Annotated in this window: 16 protein-coding genes and 1 pseudogene; 5 read left to right on the forward strand and 12 right to left on the reverse strand. The window is 73.8% G+C overall.

The genetic code is table 11. From position 1 onward, the window contains the following. The first annotated feature begins 106 nt into the window (after positions 1-106). Positions 107-2,500 (forward strand): ATP-binding cassette domain-containing protein, encoded by a 2,394-nt coding sequence (locus FHX78_RS04265; protein WP_145866125.1) that lies wholly within the window; start codon positions 107-109, stop codon positions 2,498-2,500. 24 nt (positions 2,501-2,524) lie between these two features. On the opposite strand, the gene FHX78_RS04270 is transcribed toward FHX78_RS04265, so the two are convergent. Further along, positions 2,525-2,971, reverse strand: coding sequence for a TIGR03618 family F420-dependent PPOX class oxidoreductase (locus tag FHX78_RS04270; RefSeq protein ID WP_145866126.1), 447 nt, complete (start codon positions 2,969-2,971; stop codon positions 2,525-2,527). Positions 2,972-3,089: 118 nt separating this feature from the next. Between FHX78_RS04270 and FHX78_RS04275 the strand changes: the two genes are divergently transcribed. Further along, a complete protein-coding gene (locus FHX78_RS04275; protein ID WP_145866127.1) occupies positions 3,090-4,319 on the forward strand; it encodes a serine hydrolase domain-containing protein in 1,230 nt (409 codons plus the stop codon). A 6-nt stretch (positions 4,320-4,325) separates the two neighbouring features. On the opposite strand, the gene ribA is transcribed toward FHX78_RS04275, so the two are convergent. Beyond that, a complete protein-coding gene (gene ribA / locus FHX78_RS04280; RefSeq protein ID WP_145866128.1) occupies positions 4,326-4,985 on the reverse strand; it encodes a GTP cyclohydrolase II in 660 nt (219 codons plus the stop codon). A gap of 41 nt (positions 4,986-5,026) precedes the next feature. Between ribA and FHX78_RS04285 the strand changes: the two are divergent. Then, positions 5,027-5,698: pseudogene (locus tag FHX78_RS04285) on the forward strand (creatininase family protein); the annotation flags it as partial. On the opposite strand, the gene FHX78_RS04290 reads toward FHX78_RS04285, so the two are convergent. From FHX78_RS04290 to FHX78_RS04310, 5 genes are all read right to left on the reverse strand, one after another. Next, positions 5,671-6,951: a lysylphosphatidylglycerol synthase transmembrane domain-containing protein gene (locus FHX78_RS04290; protein WP_229924116.1), complete on the reverse strand. Its 1,281-nt coding sequence runs from the start codon at positions 6,949-6,951 to the stop codon at positions 5,671-5,673. The pseudogene FHX78_RS04285 and the gene FHX78_RS04290 overlap by 28 nt on opposite strands. Next, entirely contained in the window at positions 6,948-7,982 is a 1,035-nt protein-coding gene (locus tag FHX78_RS04295) for a class I SAM-dependent methyltransferase (RefSeq protein ID WP_229924115.1), read from the reverse strand. Before FHX78_RS04295 ends, FHX78_RS04290 begins: the two co-directional genes overlap by 4 nt. Next, positions 7,979-9,175, reverse strand: a complete 1,197-nt coding sequence (locus tag FHX78_RS04300; RefSeq protein ID WP_145866130.1) for a glycosyltransferase family 4 protein — start codon at positions 9,173-9,175, stop codon at positions 7,979-7,981. Before FHX78_RS04300 ends, FHX78_RS04295 begins: the two co-directional genes overlap by 4 nt. Further along, on the reverse strand, positions 9,172-9,570 hold the full coding sequence (locus FHX78_RS04305) for a 6-pyruvoyl trahydropterin synthase family protein (RefSeq protein ID WP_145866131.1): 399 nt from the start codon (positions 9,568-9,570) through the stop codon (positions 9,172-9,174). Before FHX78_RS04305 ends, FHX78_RS04300 begins: the two co-directional genes overlap by 4 nt. 114 nt (positions 9,571-9,684) lie before the next feature. Next, entirely contained in the window at positions 9,685-10,680 is a 996-nt protein-coding gene (locus FHX78_RS04310; protein WP_145866132.1) for a zinc-dependent alcohol dehydrogenase, read from the reverse strand. A 108-nt stretch (positions 10,681-10,788) separates the two neighbouring features. On the opposite strand from FHX78_RS04310, the gene FHX78_RS04315 reads away from it, so the two are divergent. After that, positions 10,789-11,550, forward strand: a complete 762-nt coding sequence (locus FHX78_RS04315) for a CDP-alcohol phosphatidyltransferase family protein (RefSeq protein WP_145866133.1) — start codon at positions 10,789-10,791, stop codon at positions 11,548-11,550. Between the two features lie 19 nt (positions 11,551-11,569). On the opposite strand, the gene FHX78_RS04320 is transcribed toward FHX78_RS04315, so the two are convergent. Genes FHX78_RS04320 through FHX78_RS04335 form a run of 4 tightly spaced genes read right to left on the reverse strand, consistent with a single transcriptional unit; the run spans position 11,570 to position 16,646 of the window. After that, on the reverse strand, positions 11,570-12,802 hold the full coding sequence (locus FHX78_RS04320; protein ID WP_145866134.1) for an MFS transporter: 1,233 nt from the start codon (positions 12,800-12,802) through the stop codon (positions 11,570-11,572). Beyond that, positions 12,799-14,595 (reverse strand): ABC transporter permease subunit, encoded by a 1,797-nt coding sequence (locus FHX78_RS04325; RefSeq protein WP_145866135.1) that lies wholly within the window; start codon positions 14,593-14,595, stop codon positions 12,799-12,801. The genes FHX78_RS04320 and FHX78_RS04325 overlap by 4 nt, the downstream gene beginning before the upstream one ends. A 2-nt stretch (positions 14,596-14,597) precedes the next feature. Next, the gene (locus FHX78_RS04330; RefSeq protein ID WP_145866136.1) at positions 14,598-16,106 is read right to left on the reverse strand and encodes an ABC transporter substrate-binding protein; all 1,509 of its coding nucleotides are present in this window, start codon (positions 16,104-16,106) and stop codon (positions 14,598-14,600) included. A 3-nt stretch (positions 16,107-16,109) separates the two neighbouring features. Then, positions 16,110-16,646: a GNAT family N-acetyltransferase gene (locus FHX78_RS04335; RefSeq protein WP_145866137.1), complete on the reverse strand. Its 537-nt coding sequence runs from the start codon at positions 16,644-16,646 to the stop codon at positions 16,110-16,112. Positions 16,647-16,754: 108 nt separating this feature from the next. On the opposite strand from FHX78_RS04335, the gene FHX78_RS04340 reads away from it, so the two are divergent. Beyond that, positions 16,755-17,015: a hypothetical protein gene (locus FHX78_RS04340; RefSeq protein WP_145866138.1), complete on the forward strand. Its 261-nt coding sequence runs from the start codon at positions 16,755-16,757 to the stop codon at positions 17,013-17,015. A gap of 242 nt (positions 17,016-17,257) precedes the next feature. Here the strand turns inward: FHX78_RS04340 and FHX78_RS04345 are convergent, their stop codons facing one another. Then, positions 17,258-17,800, reverse strand: coding sequence for a hypothetical protein (locus FHX78_RS04345; protein ID WP_145866139.1), 543 nt, complete (start codon positions 17,798-17,800; stop codon positions 17,258-17,260). Between the last annotated feature and the right edge of the window lie 31 nt (positions 17,801-17,831).

Consider the following 17,831-nt stretch of genomic DNA (forward strand, 5'->3'; position numbering starts at 1 on the left):
CCGCGCCGCAGACCGACGACCGCGCCGCGCCCCGCGCCGCCGGTCGGACCGAGCCGGGGAACGCCGGCGGGACCACGACGGGGCCCCGCCCGACGGATGGAGAACGATGAGCATGGCCACGAGGACGGACCAGGGGCAGGCCGCGCCGCACGCCGCCGACCGCCACGACCTGATCCGCGTGCACGGCGCGCGCGAGAACAACCTCAAGGACGTCAGCGTCGAACTCCCCAAGCGGCGGCTGACCGTGTTCACCGGTGTGTCCGGCTCGGGCAAGAGCTCGCTGGTGTTCGACACGATCGCCGCCGAGTCTCAGCGGATGATCAACGAGACGTACAGCGCGTTCCTGCAAGGGTTCATGCCCACGCTGGCGCGTCCCGACGTCGACGTGCTGGACGGGCTGACCACCGCGATCACCGTGGACCAGCAGCGGATGGGCTCCGACCCGCGCTCCACCGTCGGCACCGCCACCGACGCCAACGCGATGCTGCGCATCCTCTTCAGCCGGCTGGGCAGGCCGTACTTCGGCCCGCCCGGCGCGTTCTCCTTCAATGTCGCCTCCGTGCAGGCGAGCGGCGGGTTCACGGTCGACCGCGGCGCCGAGAAGACCAGGACGGAGAAGGTGTCCTTCAGCCGCACCGGCGGCATGTGCACCCACTGCGAGGGCCGGGGCACGGTCTCCGACATCGACCTCACCCAGCTCTACGACGACTCCAAGTCGCTCTCCGAGGACCCGTTCACCATCCCCACCTACACCGGGGGCGGCTGGGTGGTGCGGGTCATCGCCGAGTCGGGCTTCTTCGACCCGGACAAGCCGATCCGCGAGTACACCAAGAAGGAGCGGCACGACTTCCTGTACCGCGAACCGACCAAGGTGAAGATCAACGGGATCAACCTCACCTACGAGGGGCTGATCCCCAAGCTGCAGAAGTCGATGCTCTCCAAGGACCGGGAGGCGATGCAGCCGCACATCCGGGCGTTCGTGGACCGGGCGGTCACCTTCACCACCTGCCCCGACTGCGACGGCACCCGGCTCACCGAGGGCGCCCGGTCCTCGAAGATCGGGGGGATCAGCATCGCGGACGCCTGCGCGATGGAGATCAGGGACCTGGCGGAGTGGGTCCGCGGTCTCGCCGAGCCGTCGGTGGCGCCGCTGCTCACCGCGCTGCGGCACACCCTCGACTCGTTCGTGGAGATCGGTCTCGGCTATCTGTCGCTGGACCGGGCGTCGGGCACGCTGTCGGGCGGTGAGGCGCAGCGGGTCAAGATGATCCGCCACCTGGGCTCCTCGCTCACCGACGTCACCTACGTCTTCGACGAGCCCACGATTGGTCTGCACCCGCACGACATCCAGCGGATGAACACCCTGCTGCTGCGCCTGCGGGACAAGGGCAACACGGTGCTGGTCGTGGAGCACAAGCCGGAGGCGATCGCGATCGCCGACCACGTCGTCGACCTCGGTCCCGGCGCCGGGGCCGCGGGCGGCACCGTCTGCTTCGAGGGCACCGTCGCGGGACTGCGGGCCAGCGACACCGTCACCGGCCGCCACTTGGACGACCGGGCCTCGCTCAAGGACACGGTGCGCGAGCCCACCGGCAAGCTGCCGGTCCGCGGCGCGACGGCGAACAACCTCCGGGGCGTCGACGTCGACATCCCGCTCGGGGTGCTCACCGTCGTCACCGGGGTCGCGGGCTCCGGCAAGAGCTCGCTGGTGCATGGGTCCATCCCGGCCGAGGAGGGGGTGATCGCGGTCGACCAGACCCCGATCCGCGGCTCCCGGCGCAGCAACCCGGCCACGTACACCGGGCTGCTCGACCCGATCCGCAAGGCGTTCGCCAAGGCCAACGGGGTGAAGCCGGCGCTGTTCAGCGCCAATTCCGAGGGCGCCTGCCCCACCTGCAACGGCGCCGGTGTCGTCTTCACCGACTTGGGGATGATGGCCGGGGTCTCCACCACCTGCGAGGACTGCGAGGGCAAGCGGTTCCAGCCGTCGGTGCTGGAGTACCGGCTCGGCGGGCGCGACATCAGCGAGGTCCTCGCCATGCCGGTGACCGACGCCGAGCGGTTCTTCGGCACCGGCGACGCGCGCACCCCCGCCGCGCACAAGATCCTCGAGCGGCTCGCCGACGTCGGCCTCGGCTACCTCACGCTCGGCCAGCCGCTCACCACCCTGTCCGGCGGCGAGCGGCAGCGCCTGAAGCTGGCCACCCACATGGGCGGCAAGGGCGGTGTCTACGTCCTGGACGAGCCGACCACCGGCCTCCACCTCGCCGACGTCGAGCAGCTGCTCGGCCTGCTGGACCGGCTGGTCGACGCCGGCAAGTCGGTGATCGTCATCGAGCACCACCAGGCGGTGATGGCGCACGCCGACTGGATCATCGACCTCGGTCCCGGGGCCGGCCACGACGGCGGCCGGATCGTCTTCGAGGGCACGCCCGCCGACCTCGTCGCGGCCCGCTCCACCCTCACGGGCGAGCACCTTGCGGAGTACGTCGGCGCCTGAGCGCCCACCGCACGCGCCGGGGTGCTACGCCCCGGCGCCCCGTGCGATGCCGTACGCCCGCTCCACCCGCAGCCGCAGCACCAGCCGCCGGTCGCGGACCATGGCGGCGCGGTAGTCGTCCCAGTCGGGGTGCTCGCCGCTGAGGTCGCGGTACAGCCGGACCAGTTCCTCCACCGTCCCGTCGTGCGGGTCGCCGGCGACGGTCGACAGGTCGGCGGTGCCCTCGGCGACCGTGTAGGCCCAGCGGTCCCGGGTGGTGACGTGGTAGGAGGCCCGGGGGTCGCGCCTCAGGTTGCGGGTCTTGGCCCGGTCGTCCGTGAGCGAGACCCGGATGATCCGCTCGTCGGGGTAGTAGACGTGCATGACGTTGGACAGCTGGGGCCGTCCGTCGCGTTTCAGCGTGACGAGCACTCCGCCGGGCTCCTCCGAGAGCAGACCGAGCAGTGCGTCCTGTGCGGCGTCCTGAGTCATGCCTCGGTCAACGCCGCGCACCGTCCCGGCGTTCCCGGCCCTCACTCGTACGGAGGTCTGAGCCGGTCCGTGCGGGGTATGCCGCACTCACCTCGACGAACCCGATCCAAGGAGGGCGATGGCAGTGCTGCGGCAGGAGACCGGTCCCGAGGAGGCCGGGCTGGACGCGGGGGCGCTGGAGCGTCTGGACGGTCATTTCGCCCGCCTGGTCGACGAGGGGCGGCTGCCCGGATTCCTGGTGTCCGTCGCCCGGGGCGGCCGGGTCGCGCACCTCACGGCGTACGGGGCGCGGGACATCGCGGCCGGGCTGCCCGTGCGCGGGGACACGCTGTGGCGGATCTACTCCATGACCAAGCCGGTGACGTCGGTGGGCGCGCTGATGCTGATGGAGGAGGGGCGTCTGTCGCTGGACGATCCGGTCGGCCGTCACCTCCCGGCGTTCGCGGAGCCGCGCGTGTACGAGGGCGGATCGGGTGACGAGGTGCGCACCCGCCCCGCCTCCGGCCCCCTCCTCGTACGGCATCTGATGACGCACACCGCCGGGCTGACGTTCGCCTTCTACCACGCGCATCCCGTCGACGCGCTGTACCGGGCGGCCGGGCTGGAGTCGGCGGTGCTGCCGGGCTCGGACCTCGCCCGGACCACCGAGGCGTACGCGCGTCTGCCGCTGCAGTTCGATCCGGGCACGCAGTGGAACTACTCGGTCGCCTCGAACGTGCTGGGGCGCGTCATCGAGGTCGTGTCCGGACAGCCGCTGGACACCTACCTCGCCGAGCGCGTCTTCCGGCCGCTCGGCATGACGGACGCCGGCTTCGAGGTCGACGACGAGCGGGCGGGGCGGCTCGCGGAGCTGTACGGGGAGGCGGAGGGCGGCGGCCTCGAACCGATTCCGGGACTGCCGCTGCGGGGACGTCCCCGGTTCCTGTCCGGCAGCGGCGGCATGGTCGCCTCCGCCCATGACATGCACCGGTTCATGGAGATGCTGCGGCGGCGCGGCGAACTCGACGGCACACGGCTGCTCACCCCGCGGACGGTGGACCTGATGACCCGCAACCACCTCCCGGGCGGTGCCGACCTGCGCGCCTTCGGCAGCCGTCCCGCGCACGACGAACCGGGCAACGAGGGCGTCGGTTTCGGTCTCGGCGTCTCCGTCGTCATCGACCCGTCCCGTACGCAGGCCCCTTCCTCGCTGGGCAGTTACGGCTGGAGCGGGGTGGCCACCACCACCTTCTGGGTCGACCCGGGCCGCGACCTGACCGTGCAGTTCTACACGCAGGTGCGGCCCCGGTCCTCCCACACCGTCTTCCGTGACCTCAAACGGCTGGTGCACGAGGCGGTGGCGCGCTGACGGGCGTCAGGACAGGTGCGCCACCGCGTCCAGGTGGGGCAGGTGGTGGTCGAGGCGTTCCCGCTTGGTGCGCAGGTAGGTGATGTTGTCCTCGCACGGCGGGATGAGCAGCGGCACCTGCTCGGCGACCGGGATGCCGTGCCGCACCAACGCCTCCCGCTTGCGCGGGTTGTTGGACATCAGCCGCACCGACCGTACGCCGAGGTCGTGGAGGATGCCGGCGGCGACACCGTAGTCGCGGGCGTCGACCGGCAGGCCGAGCGCCAGGTTGGCCTCGACGGTGTCCAGGCCCTCCGCCTGGAGGGCCATCGCGCGCAGTTTGGCGAGCAGGCCTATGCCGCGGCCCTCGTGCCCCCTCAAGTAGACGACCACGCCCGCGCCTTCGGCGACGACCGCGCGCAGCGCGGACGCCAGCTGGTCGCCGCACTCGCAGTGCTGCGAGCCGAAGGCGTCCCCGGTGAGGCACTCCGAGTGCAGCCGGGTGAGGACGCCTTCCGTGCCGAGGTCGCCGTACACCAGGGCGACCTGCTCGTCACCGCGGTCGTGGTCGAGGTAGCCGACCGCCTGGAACGTGCCGTACACGGTGGGCAGCGGCGCATTCACGACGCGTTCCACACCGGTCCGCCGCGCGGGCTTCTTGCCGAGTACGCCTACTTTTTCTGTCATGATTCTCGCGTTCCTAAGCAGAGACGAAAGGCCGTGAAGACATGGGTGGTTCACACAATCGGTCGGCGGCATACGGCCCGGTGCACGGTCTGTTGCCGGCGGATACTACTGAGGATGTACGGAATCGGGGCGCCGGCGTCTCACGGCAGATCGCGGTCCTTCCCGTCGGGAGTTTCGAGCAGCACGGTCCGTTCCTGCCGCTGGCGACCGACACGCTGGTCGCCTGTGCGATCGCGCGGGAGATCGCCGACGCCCATCCGGTGCACCTCCTCCCCCCGGTGACGATCTCCTGCTCGCACGAGCACGCGGCCTGGCCGGGGACCGTCTCCCTCTCCTCCGTGACCCTGCACGCGGTCATACGGGACATCGCCGACTCGCTGCGCCGGTCCGGTGTGGACACCCTGGTGCTGGTCAACGGGCACGGCGGGAATTACGTGCTGGGCAATGTCGTTCAGGAATCCTCCGCGCGCGGTGAGCGGATGGCGCTGTTCCCGGCCCCGGAGGACTGGGAGACGGCGCGGGTGCGAGCCGGTGTGGTCACCTCGCTGCTCACCGACATGCACGCGGGGGAAATCGAGACCTCCGTTCTTCTGCACGCGCATCCGGAATTGCTGCGGCCCGGTTATGAGACCTCCGATCATGTCGCGGACGACCGGCGTCATCTCCTCACGGCCGGTATGTCCGCCTACACCGATTCCGGTGTCATCGGCCGTCCTTCTCTGGGCTCGGCGGAAAAGGGCAAGGAACTCCTGGCGAGCCTCGCGGATTCCTTCGGCACGTATTTCTCACTGCTGACCTCACCTCCGGGCCCGCCCGGCCCTCCCAGCCCGTCCGGCGTCTGAGGACGAGTCCGAGGCCGAAGGCCGACGGGGGGTCCGGGGGCGACGCCTCCGGGCACGGGACGGGAAGGGGCGGCGGGGGCGACAGAAGCGCGGTCCGCGGCCGGCCGGGAGGCCGCCGCCCGCACCCCCGCGTACCAGCGGGCGACCAGCACCACGGCCCCCGGCAGACTCGCCACCAGACCGAGGACGCCGTACACCACCGCCACGGTCAGCCCCCGGCCCGCACCGAGCCCCGCCGCACCGAACGCCCACGCGGTGACCCCCTCCCGGGGCCCCCACCCGCCCACGTTCAACGGCAGCCCCATGGCCAGCAGCGCCAGCACCGCGAGCGGCACCAGCTCGGCCACGGAGGCATCCGCTCCGGCGACCTGCCCGGCGAGGACGAACATCGCGACGTACCCGGCGAGCACGACGACGGACGACAGCAGAACCCCCGGCGCGGTGCGCCGCGAGCACAGCCCCGCACGGGCCCCGGCCCACATCCCGTGCCACGCCCGCCCCCGCCGCCGCGACGGCGCCCTGTTCATGCGCAGCGCCAGCACCACCGCACAGGCGCCCAGCGCGGCGAGCCCGACGAGCGGGACGGCCTGCCGGACCTCATCGCGCACGGGCGACGGCAGGGTCACCAGCACCACGGCCCCGGCGGCGAACAGCGCGAGCTGTCCGGCGGTCCGCTCCAGGACCACCGCCCGCACCCCGCGTCCCAGATCGCCGGTGCTCCGTCCGTGGCGCACCGCTCGGTGGACGTCACCGAGGACACCGCCCGGCAGCGCCGCGTTCAGGAACAGGGCCCGGTAGTAGTCGGCGACGGCCGCGCCGAGCGGCAGCCGGACGCCGAGCCCCCGCGCCACCAGCGCCCACCGCCAGGCGCTGAACACGGTGGTCAGCAGTCCGATCGCGAGCGCGGCGAGCAGCGTCGCGGCGTCGATGCGGCGCAGCCCGTCCAGGAAGGCCCCGGTGCCCAGGCGCCAGAACAGGACCACGAGGATCGCGACACCGGCGACGGTGCCCAGACGGGTGCGCACGGCGGGGGTGTTGAGCCGGGCGAGGAGGCCGCGGGAGGCGCGATCCGTCCTCGGCGCGGACGCCGCCGCCGTGGGCGCCTGCGCCGTCCGCGCGCTCATGCGTCCCCGTCCACCGGCCGGCACAGGGCGAGCAGATCGCTGTGGTGGACGACGACCCGCAACTCCCCCGCCGCGCAGGCCTCCAGACGCTCGGCCAGATAGCGGCCGGCGCGCTCCGCCAGGTCCGGTCGCTCCTCGACCGCCGCTCCGACCCAGCCCCGCAGCCACTGCTCGGTCAGCGCGGCCTGCCCGGGACCGAGCCGCCAGGGGCTCGGGTTCAGCCGTACGGTCGCGCCCTGCTCGGCGAAGGCCTCGGCGGCGACCGTGACCGCGTCCGGGCCGAGCAGACCGCCCCGGCGCTGGTGGGCGTTGAACGCCTCGGTGATCTCCTGGTCCATCGGGTGCGGCGCGCTCAGTTCGACACGGCCCGCGACGGAGAGCGTCAGCAGCGCCGGGCAGCCGGCTCCCGTGCAGGCGGCGACCAGGGCGCCGACCTCCTCGCGGGTGAGGACGTCGAGCAGCGCGGACGCGGTCACCAGGGAGGCGCCGGCGAGCGCGTCCGGGGTGAGCCGGGCGATGTCGCCGCGCCGGGTCTCGACGGTGACGTGGCCGCCGTCGGCGGCGGAGCGGGGCGAGGCGACGGCGGCGAAGTGCAGCAGGTAGGGGTCCCGGTCGTGCAGGACCCAGTGCTGGGCGCCGTCGAGATGGGGGGCCAGCCAGCGGCCCATGGATCCGGTGCCGCAGCCGATGTCGTGGACGACCAGTCCCTCCGTCCGGCGCGGGAGTTCGGCGAGCCGGAGGCGCAGCGGGTCGAGCAGACCGGCGGAGCGGGCGGCGGCGTCGGCCGGTTCGCGCAGTCGCAGCCACTCGGGCGCGTACCGGGGCGGCTCGTCCGAGTCGGTCCCGCGCAGCCGCAGGGTGGCCCGCTCGCCGGGGCGGGGCGCGGGTCCCGCCCCGGGGATGACGGACGGACCGGCACCGGTCGCCCCGGACGTCCCGCCGTCCTCGCGCGGGCCGGGTTCCTGGTGGGTGCGGGCCCGGGATCCCGACGACGTGCCGCCGAGCGGTGTGGTGGTCGCCGGTTCGGTCATGCCGCCCTCCGGGGTTCGCCGGGGAGCCGGCGCAGTACCGCCGCCAGGCTCTGTGCGGTGCTCGCCCAGCCGCCGAGCGCGGCGCGCCGGCCGCGGGCGGCCGCCTTGAGCCGGCGCCGCACCTCCGCCTCACCGAACCAGCCGCGCAGTTCGGCGGCGATGGCCGAGGGGTTCTCCGGCGGGACGAGGATGCCGGGGACCCCGCCGTCGGGTGCGCGGCCGATCGCCTCGGGCACTCCGCCGACGTCGGTCGCCAGCACGGGGACACCGCGCGCCAGCGCCTCGGTGACCGCCATGCCGTATGTCTCCGCGTACGAGGTGAGGACCATGAGGTCGGCGGTGGCGTAGCGGGCGTCGAGTGCGGCGCCGGTCTGCGGGCCGGTCAGTTCCAGCCGGTCCTCCAGGCCGTGGTGACGGATCAGGTCCCGCAGGTGGGCGACGTACTCGGGGTCCTGGCCGAGGCCGCCGACGAGTGCGCAGGTCCACGGGAGGTCGGCCACCGCCGCCAGCGCCTCCACAAGCCGGTGCTGTCCCTTGCGCGGTGTCACGGCGGCCACGCACAGCAGGCGCGAGACGCCGTCGGTGCCGGGCGCGAGGGGCGCGATGTCGGCGCCGGGGGCGGCGACGTGGACGCGGTCGGGGGCCAGGCCGTGGTGGGAGACCAGGCGGCGCACCGCCCAGTCGCTGGTGGCGACGACGGCCGGGACCGCGCGCAGCACCGCCCGTTCTCGGGCGTCCAGTTCGGCGGCGACGGCCGCGTCCAGCCCGGTCTCGTCCCCCAGCGGGAGATGGACGAGGACGGCCATGCGCAGTCGTTCCGCCTCCGCCTCCGGCACGACGACCTCGGGCACCCCGCAGGCGACCAGCCCGTCGAGCAGGACGACGGCGCCGTCCGGCAGTTCACGCAGGGTGCGGGCCAGGTCCGCGCGGGCGGCGGCGTCCGGCCGCGGCCAGTCACCGGCCACGGTGTGCCGGTGCACCTGCCAGCCGAAACCGGGCAGGTCCAGGCACACGCGCCGGTCGTAGGCGTTGCCGCCGCTCGGCGCGGCCGGGTCGTCGACGCCGCCCGGCATCACGAAGTGCACGGAGCGCAGGGACATGGGGATGATCCCGCCGTTCCCCGGGAAGGACGCCTGCCGGGGAACGTAGTCCAGGCGGGCGGTCCCGGCCCGGTCGATGGTCGTGTCGGTCACAGCGCACGCTCGTAACTCGCCCAGGCGATGTGCGACTCGTGCAGGGTGACGGACAGGCCCGCGATGCCCTTGGCGCCCTCGCCCAGCGCTCCCTTGTGGATGCGTTCGGCGAGCCGGTCGGCGATGACCTTGGCCAGGTACTCCGTGGAGGTGTTGACCCCCGCGAAGTCGGGTTCGTTGTCGAGGTTGCGGTAGTTCAGTTCGCCGACGACGGCGCCGAGTTCCTGTGTGGCCAGACCTATGTCGACGACGATGTTGTCCTCGTCCAGCTGTTCGCGCCGGAAGGTGGCGTCCACGAGGAACGTGGCCCCGTGCAGGCGCTGGGCCGGTCCGAAGACCTCGCCGCGGAAGCTGTGGGCGATCATGATGTGATCGCGGACGGTGATGCTGAACAACGGACGACCCTCCAGGTGCGGCGCGTCTGCTCCCCGGCCGATGTCCGCCGGGGATGTCCTGTAGTACGGGCGGCTGCCCTCCCCCGTTCAGTGCCCGCTCCGTCTTTTCTGAGGTCAGGCGCGCTTGTCCGGGTCGGCGTCGCCGTAGCGCACGCGGTGGCACAGCGCGGGGATCTCGCCGGAGGCGAGCCGGGGCATGACGTCGGGCAGTTCGTCGAAGGCGGACTCGCCGGTGACGAGGGCGTCGAGTGCGGGGTCGGCGAGCAGGTCCAGGGCGAGGGCGAGCCGGTCGGCGTAGCCGCGGTGCGCGCGGGCCGGTGAGACCGTGCCGACCTGGCTGCCGCGGATGGCCAGCCGCCGGGAGTGGAAGGCCTCGCCCAGCGGGAGGCTCACCTTCCGGTCGCCGTACCAGCTCAGTTCGACGACGGTGCCCTCGGCGCGGAGCAGTTCCAGTGCCCGGCCCAGCCCCTCTTCGGTGGCGCTGGCGTGCACGACCAGGTCGCACTCGCCGAGCGCGTCCCCGGGCAGCGCGAACCCGACTCCGAGGGCCTCGGCGGTCTTCGCCCGCGCGGGGTCGGCGTCGACGAGCTGGACGCGGACGCCCGGGAAGCGGGCCAGCAGCGCGGCGACCGAGCAGCCGACCATGCCGCCGCCGACCACGGCGATGCGGTCGCCGACCAGTGGTGCCGCGTCCCACAGGGCGTTGACGGCGGTCTCGACGGTGCCGGCGAGCACGGCCCGCCCCGCGGGCACCCCGTCGGGCACGGGGGTGACGGCGCTCGCGGGGACGACGTAGCGCGTCTGGTGCGGGTAGAGGCAGAAGACCGTACGGCCGGTGAGCTCCTCGGGTCCCTCCTCCACCACGCCCACGCTCAGATAGCCGTACTTCACCGGTCCGGGGAAGTCGCCTTCCTGGAACGGGGCCCGCATCGCCGTGTGCTGGCTCTCGGGCACGCCGCCGCGGAAGACGAGCGTCTCGGTGCCGCGGCTGACCCCGGAGTAGAGCGCGCGCACCAGCACCTCGTCGGGGCCGGGTTCGGGCAGGGCGACCTCGCGGATTCCGCTTCGGCCGGGCGAGTCGAGCCAGAACGCGCGGGCGGTGCGGTTCATCGGAATCCTCCTGAACGATCGGGAAGCTGCACGCGTACCGAGAGGTGCACAGGCCGCGCACAAGGTAGCGGCGTTGATCGACTCTGTCACACGGCCGGAGGGTGTTCGGTGGCCCTGAACAACACGTACGACGCGAGGCTCGTCCAGCAGGAGACCGCTGTGGGCGCGGGGGTACAGGTCCTGTTGCTCGCGCTGCTCGGTACGGCGATCGGCATGGGCCCGGCGGGCTGGCTGACCGGTCTCGCGTTCGCTGCCGCCACCTGGGCGGTGCTCTCCCGGGCCCTGCGCCGGTCCCGGCCGCGTTCCTTCGGCGCGGCCAACCGGGTCACCCTCGGCCGGGCCATCCTCGTCGGCGGGGTGACCGCGCTGGTCGCCGACTCGTTCCAGGACTCACCGCCGGTCACGCTGTTCGTCGGTCTGACCGCCGTCGCGCTGATCCTCGACGGGGTGGACGGCAAGGTGGCGCGCCGGACCGGTACGTCGAGCCCGCTGGGTGCCCGCTTCGACATGGAGGTGGACGCGTTCCTGATCCTGGTGCTGAGTGTGTACGTGTCGATGGCCATGGGGCCCTGGGTGCTGCTCATCGGCGCGATGCGGTACGTGTTCGTGGCGGCGGCCCGGGTGTGGCCCTGGCTGACGGCCCCGCTCCCGCCGAGCACGGCCCGCAAGACGGTGGCCGCGCTCCAGGGCGTGCTGCTGCTGGTGGCGGGCGCGGACCTGCTGCCGTACGCGGTCAACGTCGGGGTGGTGGCGTTGGCGCTGGGCCTGCTGGTGTGGTCGTTCGGCCGCGATGTGCTCTGGCTGTGGCGGACGTCGCGGGTGGCGGTGGTTCCGGCCGGGCGTGAGGTGCGGGAGCTGATCGCCGGGTGACGGGAGGGGGGCGAGGCGGTCACGCCCGTCCCGGCAGCACCGCCGCCGCCGTCGCCGTCACGGCGGCCAGGACCAGCCAGGGCACCGCCGGCGGCAGTCCCGCGTCCAGCAGGGTGCCGGTCGCCGAGCTGCCGAGCAGCACGATCAGCCCGGACACCGAGGACAACGCCCCTGTGTAGAGGCCGAGCCGGCCCTCTTCGGCCAGGTCGGGCACCCAGGCGCGGGCCACGGGCGCCACGAGCATCTGCCCGACGGTGAGCAGGACGACGAACCCGGCCGCGGGCAGCAGCCCGGCCGCCCCCGTCCATCCGGCGGGCAGGGTCACCGCCACGGCCACGAAACCGGCCGCGACGGTCAGCAGTCCGGCCGCCATGGAGCGGCGCGCGGCCAGCCGCTTCCCCGCCCAGCGGGTGACCGGCAGCTGGGCCGTCACCACCAGCAGCGAGGACAGCGCGAACAGCCAGGCCAGCGCCGCCTGGGAGCCGGTGACGCGCTCCACCTCCTCGGGGAGGGCGAGATACAGTTGGTTGTAGGCGAGCAGGTAGGCGCCGTAGGCGCAGCACAGGGCCAGGAAGGGCCGGTTGCGCAGGACGAGCCGCAGCCCGCCCCCGACCGGGGTCCGGCCCCGCCCCGGCAGGTGCTGCGGCAGCAGGCGGGCATGGCCGGCGAGTACGAGCACGAAGATCCCGGCCCCGCTCAGACACGCGGTGCGGAAGTCCACCGCCAGCAGCAGCGCCCCCAGCAACGGCCCGACGAACGCCCCCGCCTGACCGGCCACGGTGAACAACGCCAGCACGCGCGTACGGGATCCCCCGCCGTCCTGCTCCCACACCACCGCCTGCCGGACGACCTCCGACTCGACGGCCGGTGAGAACAGCGCTGCGGCGAACCCGATCAGCAGCACCGCGCCGACCACCTCCCAGGTCCGCCCGGCGTACCCCAGCCACACGAACCCGGCGATCCGCAGCGCGCACCCGGCGAGCACCACCGGCCGGATGCCGTACCGGTCGGCCAGCGCACCGCCCACCACGAACAGCCCCTGCTGGCTGAACGTCCTGAGGCCCAGGACCAGCCCGACCAGCCACCCCGCCATCCCCAGGGACCGGCCCAGATGCGCGGAGAGAAAGGGCAGTACGGCGAAGAAGCCGACGTTGAAGGCGAGTTGGGTGACGATGAGCAGCCGCAGCAGGGGAGGCAGCCGCGGCGGGCGGCCGGTCGCCCCGCCCCGCGGTCCGGTGGACAGCGCGGTCACCGCACCCCCACCGGTTCCTTCGCGAGTGACGGCGGGTGGGCCGAGGGCACCTCGGGCGTACGGTCACCCCGTCGCCGGCCCGGCCGCCGCTGTCCGCCCGCCGCGGTCACCGCCAGCGCCCCGAGCAGGGCGAGGACCGCGGCCGGGGCGAGGACGGCCCAGGGCGCGCGTTCGGCGTAGGGCTGGTTCTCGGCGAGCAGCGCGCCCCATTCCGGCGACGGGGGCTGCGCGCCGAGCCCGAGGAAGCCGAGCGAGGCGAGGGCGAGCGCGACACCGGGCAGCCGTAGCAGGGCGTGCCGGGTGACCGGCGGCAGTACGGCGGGCAGCAGTTCGTGGCGCAGCAGGTACCAGCGGCTCGCGCCCAGGCCCCGGGTGGCCGCGAGATGCAGGGTGGCGCGTTCCTGCGCCAGCAGTGCGGAGGTGTGCGCGGCGAGCGGCGCCCAGGCCACGGCGGTCACGGCGAGCGCGGGCGTGGTCGCCCCGCTGCCCGCGACGGCGGTGACGAGCAGCGCGCCGAGTGCCGCCGGCACCGCGTTCACCGTGTCGACGAGCGGGCCGGACAGCCGGGGCAGCAGTCCGAGCAGAACCCCGGCGCACAGGGCCGCGGCGCTGATCGCGAGGGCGAGCAGCAGCGTGTCGAGGGCGCCGTGCCCGACCCGGGCGAGCAGGTCCCGGCCGAGGGCGTCCGTGCCGAACGGGTGGGTGAGCGAGGGGCCTTGGAGTCGCTCCCCGGTGTTCAGCGCGAGCGGGTCGCGGGGCAGTCCCAGCGCGACGACGGCGGCCAGCAGGGTGCCGTGGACGACGGGGCGCACACGGCGGGCGGGCGGGGCCGGCCGGTGCAGGGTCGACAGGGCGCCGTCCCGCAGGGCGGGCCCGGCGAGCAGCCGGGCGGCGAGCCGGCACGCTCCGGTGGCCGCGGCGCCGAGCAGGATCAGGGCGAGGGTGCCCGCCTGGAGGACGGGCAGGTCCTGCGCGAGGGCGGCCCGCAGGGTGGTGCGGCCGAGGCCGGGGATGTCGAAGATCTGCTCGACGGCGACGGCCCCGCCGGTCAGCCCGACGGTGAACAGCCCGATGTTGGGCAGCAGGGCGGGCAGGCACCGGCGCACCGCCTGCCGGGCGATCCGCCGGCCCGGTATCCCCCGGGCGGCGGCCGCCAGCGCCCACGGCTCGTCGAAGGCGCCGGGCAGCAGATCGTCGAGCAGCCGCCCCAGCACGGCCCCGGCGGGCAGTCCGAGGGCGAGCGCGGGCAGCACCGTCCACTGCGGCCCGTACCAGCCGAGGGCGGGCAGCCATCCCCACTGCACGCCCACGACGGTGGCGAGGACGGACGCGACGAGGAACTCGGGCAGCGCGGCGAGCACCGCCGAGCCCGTGCCGGCGGCGCGCCGGCCGTCGAGCCGCCGCAGCGCCCCGAGGTGGAGGGTGCGGGCGCAGACGAGCCCGGCGACGACGGCGGCGACGAGGAGCGCGACCGTCATCAGCAGCAGGGAGGCGCCCAGCGCCCGGAGCACACCGGGCATGACCTCCCCGCCGGAGATCCAGGACCGCCCCGCGTCCCCGTGCGCGAGTCCGCTCGCCCACTGCCCGAGCAGGGACAGCGGACCGGCATCCAGTCCCAGTTGGGCGCGGATGTCCGCCAGCACCTCGGGGGTCGGCTCCCGCTCGGCCGACCGTGCCTTGAGTACGGTCAGGGCGGGGTCGGTGTGCGTGAGCCAGGGCAGCAGGCCGATGCCGCAGACGAGGCCGACCGCGAGCGCGGTGCGCCACAGGAGTGCGGCCAGGTGCTGTCGCACGGTCAGCGCCGCGTACCCGTGCCGACGAGGGCGCGCTCGTAGGGATCGAGCACGACTCCGCGTACCGAGGTGCCGACGCCGGTGACGATGCGCTGGTGCACCAGCGGCACCACGGCGTCGGTGCCGAGTATCTCGGCCTCGGCGGCCATGGCGGCGTCCTGCCGCTCGCCGGGATCGGCGGTCCGCTCGGCGGCGGTGACCGCCCGGTCGACGTCCTTGTCGCACAACTGGGCGATGTTGTACCCGCCGTCGCAGGTGTGGTCACTGGCGAGCACCGCGACGGGGTCGCCGGTGTCGAGGAGGGTGTTGCGGGCGAGGACGAACGCGTCGAACTCTCCCTCCAGCGCGTCGCTCTCCAGCCGCGCGTACTCCCGCACCTCGAGGTCGACCCGGAACCCGGCCTTCTCCAGCTGCTGCTTCAGCACCTGGGCGACCTCCGGCAGTTCGGGCCGGTTGTCGTACGTGGCGAGGGTGACCCGGGTGCCCCGCGCGCGGCCGGCCGCAGCCCGCCCGTCGGGCTCGGTCCGCTTGCCGTCGGCCCAGGTGACGGCGGGCCCGTAGATGCCGACGCCCGGGTCGGCGTACCCCTCGTACACCCCTTCGGCGAGCGCGGAGGTGTCGACGGCGGCTCGGGCGGCGGCACGCAGTTTCGGGTCCTCGAAGGGGCCGGAGGAGGCGTTGAGCAGCAGGCTGGTGGTGCGGGTGGTGGCGGTGTCGTGCCGGGTGTCCCGGTCCAGGGTGGCCGCCTGCGAGACGGGGACGGCCTCGGCGATGTCGGCCTCGCCGGTGCGCAGCGCGTTGGCGCGGGCGGTGCCGTCGGCGATGAAGCGGGCGTCGATGCCGGAGGACTGGGCGCGCCCGCCCCAGTACGCGTCGAACCGGTCGAGGGCGGCGGACGAGGCTCCGTCGACCCCGGTGAGTTCGAAGGGGCCGGTGGCGGTGCCGACCGGGTCGACGCGGCCCTCGCCTCGGTCGCTGCCGTAGGCCTTGGCGGAGAACACCGCGAGGTGGGGACTGGACAGGCGCAGCGGAAGGATCGGGTCGGGTTCGGCGGTACGGACCCTGACCTCCCGCTCGCCGTCGGCCTCGGCGGTCAGGGTGACCCCGGAGAGGGCGGCGGGCGCGGGCTTGGCCCGGGTGGCCCGGGTGAGCGCGTTCACCACGGCGGACGGGGTGACGTCCGTACCGTCCTGGAACTCGGCGTCCCGCAGCGTGAACACCCAGGTCCTCTCGTCCTCCTGCCGCCAGGACTGGGCGAGCGCGGGGGCCGCGGCACCGTTGGCGTCCATGACGGTCAGCCCTTCGGCGACGCCGAGACGACTGAGGATCGTGGCGTCGGCGCCGTAGGGGGAGAACCGCTCGGCGGGCGGGAAGGCGAGCGCGACGCGCAGCCGCGACCCGTCTCCGCCGTCGCCGCCTCCCTTCGCCTCACCTCCCTGTGAGGCGAAGCAGCCGGCCAGCAGCGGAGTGAGCGCGAGGGCGGCGAACAGCCGCGGACGAAGCAGGCGCACAGGTCACCGTCCCATCGGAATCTCGAAGTGGAGGACGGCACTGCCGCCGTCCGTGTCCTCACGTTCGTCGTGCACGACCTTGCCGAGCGACCGCCAGAAGGCCTCGGCCCCCGGCACGGACGGGTCGGTGTGCAGGTACACGGCCCGGTAACCGCCGTCCGCCGCCGCGAAGTCGAGCAGTTCGCCGACCATCCGCCGGGCCAGGCCCCGCCGACGGTGATCGGGCCGTACGTACACCCGCCGCAACTGCGCGGTCGCGCCGGAGGGGTAGCGTTCGGCGAGCGGGCGCGGGTTGGGCGGATGGGCCGGTCCCCGGGAGTCGAGGGCCGCGGTCGCGACGACCTCCCCGTCGTCCGGTGCGAGCGCGACGAGCAGGGTGTGACGGGGCGGGGTGAGATAGGCGGCGCCCGGATCGATGATGTCGCCGTGCCAGTGAGGCACGTATCCGGTACCGAACTCGCGGTAGACGGTGTCGAGCATCACGGCTCGCGCACGGTCGAGGTCTGCCGGGCCCGCAGCCCTGATGCTGTAGTCACGCACTTGCACACCATATGCATTAAGCCTCCAGAGTCGATCACCGGGGTGAGGGCGCGGGACACGACGCGGGCGATGTGACACACCCCCGAACGCGACCCCAAAACTACCCACATGACATTCGTTTTCAAAAACGCGGAGTGCCGGGGAGGGCGCCGAACGCCGGCACGGGCGGCGGCACGGGCGGCAGCACACAAGACGATTTCGTCCGCCCTGGACACCCTGTGCGCCCCGTGCGCCCTGGTCGCCCCGTGCACCTTGTGCGCCCTGAGCGCCCGCCACTTGGCGCACCCCGGCACCCCCGTGCTCGCCATGGACGGCGACATCGAGCGGCACCTGGCCCAGGCACTGACCCCTGCTCCCCTGCTCCCCTGATCCCCTGATCCCCTGCGGACGACGCACCGCACACGCGGCACGCCTCCCCGGCCGGCGGAGTCCCCTGAGGTCATGGGCGAGTTTGCCGAGAACGGCCTGGGCGTCGCCCGCCAGCACTCCGAACCGGGCGCGGTCGGTCGAGCTCTGGCACCGGCTGCCCCACACCTGCCGAAGCTCCCCCAGCGGGGCTCGACATCCGTCGGCCCGACCGGCTACCCCCTACCCCCCGAAGTCCCGACCGACTACTCAACCCCCGCCGCATCCAGCAGCCGGACCACCTCCTTGCGCCCGTATCCGAGCAGCCGGGCGCGGTGGGCGGCCGTCAGCACCAGGTGCGCGACGATCTCCGCCGCGTACCCGTCCTTGCTGTCGGCGTCGACCCATTCGTGCGGCTTCTCGACACCCAGGCTGTTCATCACCACCCCGTGTTCGCGGCGGATCTCCGCGACCGTACCGGCGACCGCGTCCAGGAGGGTCCTGCCCGGCCGCTCGCACGTCAGGGCGAACCGCCCCCAGTCGACCGGTACGCACCCCTCCGGCGGACGGGCCCGCAGCCCCGCGTACCGCTCGTCCGCGAACCCGGCCGTCCGGAACTCGTCGTGCACCAGGGAGAAGCGGTGGAAGCCGGGCGGCACGGGAGGGGGCGGTGGCGTGTACTCCCACCCGGCGTCCTCGAACAACTGCCGCTTCACTTCCTCCTCTTCGGCGTGTGTCACGGTGAAGCCGGTGGCCTCGTTGCGCCCCGTCGTCGTGCCGTCGGGGTTGCGGTGGAAGAACAGGCTCATGTGGACTCCCGTTGCAGTGACGAGCCGGGAC

Origin of the sequence: Streptomyces capillispiralis (genome assembly GCF_007829875.1) — a bacterium.
GTDB lineage: Bacteria > Actinomycetota > Actinomycetes > Streptomycetales > Streptomycetaceae > Streptomyces > Streptomyces capillispiralis.

Coding starts and splice junctions, on each gene's coding strand:
- FHX78_RS04270 (WP_145866126.1), bottom strand. CDS start 2,971: ATGACTCAGGACGCCGCACAGGACGCACTGCTCGGTCTGCTCTCGGAG.
- FHX78_RS04345 (WP_145866139.1), bottom strand. CDS start 17,800: ATGAGCCTGTTCTTCCACCGCAACCCCGACGGCACGACGACGGGGCGC.
- FHX78_RS04265 (WP_145866125.1), top strand. CDS start 107: ATGAGCATGGCCACGAGGACGGACCAGGGGCAGGCCGCGCCGCACGCC.
- FHX78_RS04295 (WP_229924115.1), bottom strand. CDS start 7,982: ATGACCGAACCGGCGACCACCACACCGCTCGGCGGCACGTCGTCGGGA.
- FHX78_RS04310 (WP_145866132.1), bottom strand. CDS start 10,680: ATGAACCGCACCGCCCGCGCGTTCTGGCTCGACTCGCCCGGCCGAAGC.
- ribA (WP_145866128.1), bottom strand. CDS start 4,985: ATGACAGAAAAAGTAGGCGTACTCGGCAAGAAGCCCGCGCGGCGGACC.
- FHX78_RS04290 (WP_229924116.1), bottom strand. CDS start 6,951: ATGAGCGCGCGGACGGCGCAGGCGCCCACGGCGGCGGCGTCCGCGCCG.
- FHX78_RS04340 (WP_145866138.1), top strand. CDS start 16,755: ATGACATTCGTTTTCAAAAACGCGGAGTGCCGGGGAGGGCGCCGAACG.
- FHX78_RS04275 (WP_145866127.1), top strand. CDS start 3,090: ATGGCAGTGCTGCGGCAGGAGACCGGTCCCGAGGAGGCCGGGCTGGAC.